The following is a 3,492-nucleotide window of genomic DNA, read 5'->3' on the forward strand; positions in this document are numbered from 1 at the left end:
ACGGTCACGGAGCGTAGGAACTCACATGATCGCGCAGGCCCGTGCCTGCACCTGCATCCAGCCCCTCACACCCGCCTATCCGCGCACGCTCTTAGCGTGCCCGACGGGTCGGCGCAGTCCCTGTGACTCTCCCGGCTACGTTCGCGCGGGAGCGCCCCGCGGCGCGTGGCTGCGGGGCGCCTTGTGGGGTCTAGTCGATGAGATTCCGCCCGTTGTACGTACCGCCCTTGCAGGTGAAGTCCGTAAAATTGGGCGTTCCGCCGCCCTGCCTGCACTGAGCAGGGCTGATTGCGCCACTCTGTGCGGTGGCGGCGGTGGCGCCTGTGAGGCCGAGTCCGGCGAGGGCTGCCGTGGCGAGGACGGCGGCGAGGATTCGTCGAATGCGCATTTGGTTCCCCTTTCGCGGATTGCCTCGGTTGGGGTACTAGTCAGCTTGATCTTCACCCATGTGGGTGGCACGTCATGTTGCTCCATTCGGGTGACAGTGGTGTCGGGTGCGGGGTCGGTGACGCGACCCGTCGGACAGGCCCTAGAGCCTGTGCGTGGGCGCGCGGTCGGCGTAGCGGCTTTGGGGTGGCGCTGCTGTGGCGCGAGTGATCATGGCCCCGTAAAGCCGTGGAACCGACCGCCCCAGCCACGACGTGTCTGACCTCATGCTCCGTGTGCTTGATCTCGACAACCGCGTGCTCTACGTCCGCCATCAGGTGCAGCGGCGCCGTGGCGTCCTGTACGACGACGACCCCAAGAGCCGTCGTCGCCGTGCCGTCCCGCTGCCCGCTTTCTGCATCGCGCCGCTGCGCTGGCACCGCCTGAGGCAGGCTGCGGCTCGCGGCAAGGCGGGGGAGAAGCGGCAGGATTCCGACTACGTCTTCGCCACCCGGACCGGGCGCCCATCGAGCCGCGCAACCTCTATCGCTCCTTCACCCGCGTCGCCGAGTCGGCCGGCCTCCGCGTGATCCGGTTGCACGACGCTCGCCACGGCACGGCCACCCGCCTCACGGCGGCCGGAGTCGCGCCCCGCGTCGTGATGGAGATCCTTGGCCACTCGCAGATCAGCATCACCATGGATGTCTACACGCACGTCGTCCAGGACACCCAGCGCGAGGCCATGAGCCACATGGACCGGCTGCTCAGGAAGAGGCGCACCGGTCGTGGGTGACCGAGCGCGTTGATGTCAGAAGTGGATGTCAAAGGCCACCTAGGAACGTTCCTAGGTGGCCTTTGCTTTGTGCCCCCGGCAGGATTCGAACCTGCGACACCCGCTTTAGGAGAGCGGTGCTCTATCCCCTGAGCTACGAAGGCGGGGCTTGTAGAAAACCTTGCCGAAAAGTCCTGGAGACAGATCCTCGGCAAGGACGTAAACCCACTGGTCAGCGGTGGTGCCACGTCCTCTGCGCTGCTGCTGGGGCGGACAACATGGTGTACCAACTACTGACCAAGGACAGGGTAGCGGATGCGGGCGCGCAAGGGTTGCAGGCATCGAGACCGAAGGGGGTGGTGACGGCGGCAGATGCTCCTGACCTGCTATTTCTATCGCTGATGTGGAACGGTCAGCCGATACTGAAAGGGCCGGAGGGGAGAGTGGTTAGTCCGTTCTGTTCCCTGTGTCGGCTTGTGGGTGCGCTCGGCACCGCCTCGGGGCGACCCGGGCCTGGCGCTGTCCCTGCAGCAGAGGAGGTGATGTGTCCATGCCGGTGCGCGTGGCCGCTGTGATGGCCCTGATGTGCAGTGCCGCTGGTTTCCCAAGCCCGTAGTTCGGGTTCCGGAGTTCGTTGTTTTTCTTCGTTCGAATTGCTCACGGATTTACTACAGGGCGCTGGGCTTCGTGGTGCAGGCTGAGCAGCGCTTCTTATTCAATTTCGGCGGCGACGCGCTGCGGTGCCTATGGGGCAAGTGCGAGACGGACTCCACCATGTTCGCCGAGGCGATGTGGCTGCTGCATGGTGAGTGCAGTGGGGGCGCCGAGGCGGAGCAAGGGTGCTGTCTTCGGTGGTCTGCCGCGGGTCCCGGCCGATGTGCTGCTCCGGAAGATCGCTAGTGTGTTCGGGGTGGTTTCCCAGAAGCTCGCAGAGGGCGAATGGTCAGGATTCCGCGTAAGACGCCACAGGACTATGCGGCGATGCGGAAGCACGCTTCACAACGTCGAAGACCCCCGTCCAGAGGGTGGCGGGGGTCTTCGTACCGGGAGCAGGAGCACGGGCCACGATATGAGCGTGGTCCTGTCTCTGGAACGGGGGCGGCGCGGTATGGCCTCTGGCCGTGGGCTACGCCGCTGTCCGCTGTGCGGCTGCTGCCTGCATGGTGGGCGGTTTTGCGCAGCGCACTGCTGATGGGACGAGTCTCGTCCAGGGCCTCCTGCTCGATCCGGCGGAGCAGGTCAGTGGAAGTGGATTCCACGATGGCTGATCGTAACGACGGCCACCGACAGTGGGAGCGACTGCGAGCAACCCCGAACAACCGGGACGGACTGTTCTGAACTGCCCCTCACGTGGGGGCATCGAGATTACGATCGCACGGAGACACCAAGGCCAGGGGGATGGGGGCAAGGTGAAACGCGAGCGGGCCACCGCGCTGGTGACGGAGTTGCTGCAGCGTCTGGACGGGGGTGTCGAGTGGCCGATGGAGTTGGTCGATGCCCAGGGCGCGAGACGGCAATGGCCATCGACAAGCGCTGGAACCTCGACAGCCCCCTGCGCCGAACTGCGCTTTCCGCACTGGAGCACGTGTGGAGTCTGGGGGCGCCGCTTGAGGACATCGAACTCGCCGGCGAACTGCTGCCGACCTCCACACGGCGTGCAGGCCAGTCCAACGAGCCACGACGGTGGATCAACTGGCAGTGGCGTCGCTACCGGGCCATCCCACGCTGCCTTGCCGAGGGCGACGGCTGGCTCGAGATCCCTCATCCCACGCGAGCCCGCCCGCTGGATGCGCTTCTCATCGTTCCGGGCCCGCAGTGAACCCCGTGCAGGCCGTTTCAGCAGGCTGAGCAAGCCCACCAGCAATTCTTGATGGAGAACCCCTCGTGACCGGCCAGGATCTCGACGCTGTGCTGCCCTCCGAATTCCTTCTCACGGCGATGGCCGACTGCGGCCCGGACGACCCCGTGGTACGGCTGGCGGCGCAGCAGGTCCGGTCGGACCAGCCTCGATACGACCGCTCCTCCCTCGCCGAGGCTGTGCTGTCGGGCCCCTATGCCGAGGAGGCGCCCTTATGGCTTCTGGAGGCAGCCGTAACGGCGGATCTGGAGGTCGGGAAGGAACCGTCCCACGTCGATCGTCGACCGACCCTGGTCGCGCTCGCCCTTGGGCACCCGTCGTGTCCGGCATCCCTGCGGGACCAGACACTGAAGCAGTGCACTGCTGAGCAGTTGGCTCAGCTCGGGAGCCCACGCGCCGCTGAGCGGCTGGTCAGTGCGGTTGCCGAGGAAGTGCGTGCCCGGGGCGGTACGCCGCCGCCCATGACTCCCCGGCTGCTGGAGGACCCAACCCAAGC

At 66.3% G+C, this 3,492-nt stretch carries 3 protein-coding genes, 1 tRNA gene and 1 pseudogene; 3 read left to right on the top strand and 2 right to left on the bottom strand.

The genetic code is table 11. From position 1 onward, the window contains the following. Nucleotides 1–190: 190 nt before the first annotated feature. The gene (locus ACWD5D_RS17450; RefSeq protein ID WP_451373568.1) at nucleotides 191–388 is read right to left on the bottom strand and encodes a hypothetical protein; all 198 of its coding nucleotides are present in this window, start codon (nucleotides 386–388) and stop codon (nucleotides 191–193) included. A gap of 277 nt (nucleotides 389–665) precedes the next feature. Here ACWD5D_RS17450 and ACWD5D_RS17455 point away from each other — a divergent pair. Then, nucleotides 666–1,159, top strand: a pseudogene (locus ACWD5D_RS17455) (tyrosine-type recombinase/integrase); the annotation flags it as partial. 70 nt (nucleotides 1,160–1,229) lie between these two features. Here ACWD5D_RS17455 and ACWD5D_RS17460 read toward each other — a convergent pair. Continuing rightward, nucleotides 1,230–1,302 (bottom strand) — tRNA-Arg (locus ACWD5D_RS17460). A 1,352-nt stretch (nucleotides 1,303–2,654) separates the two neighbouring features. Here ACWD5D_RS17460 and ACWD5D_RS17465 point away from each other — a divergent pair. Then, entirely contained in the window at nucleotides 2,655–2,957 is a 303-nt protein-coding gene (locus tag ACWD5D_RS17465) for a hypothetical protein (protein WP_451373569.1), read from the top strand. A 65-nt stretch (nucleotides 2,958–3,022) separates the two neighbouring features. Next, the coding region (locus tag ACWD5D_RS17470; RefSeq protein WP_451373570.1) for a hypothetical protein at nucleotides 3,023–3,492 on the top strand (470 nt) is incomplete at its 3' end.

This window comes from Streptomyces sp. NPDC002520 (assembly GCF_053595235.1).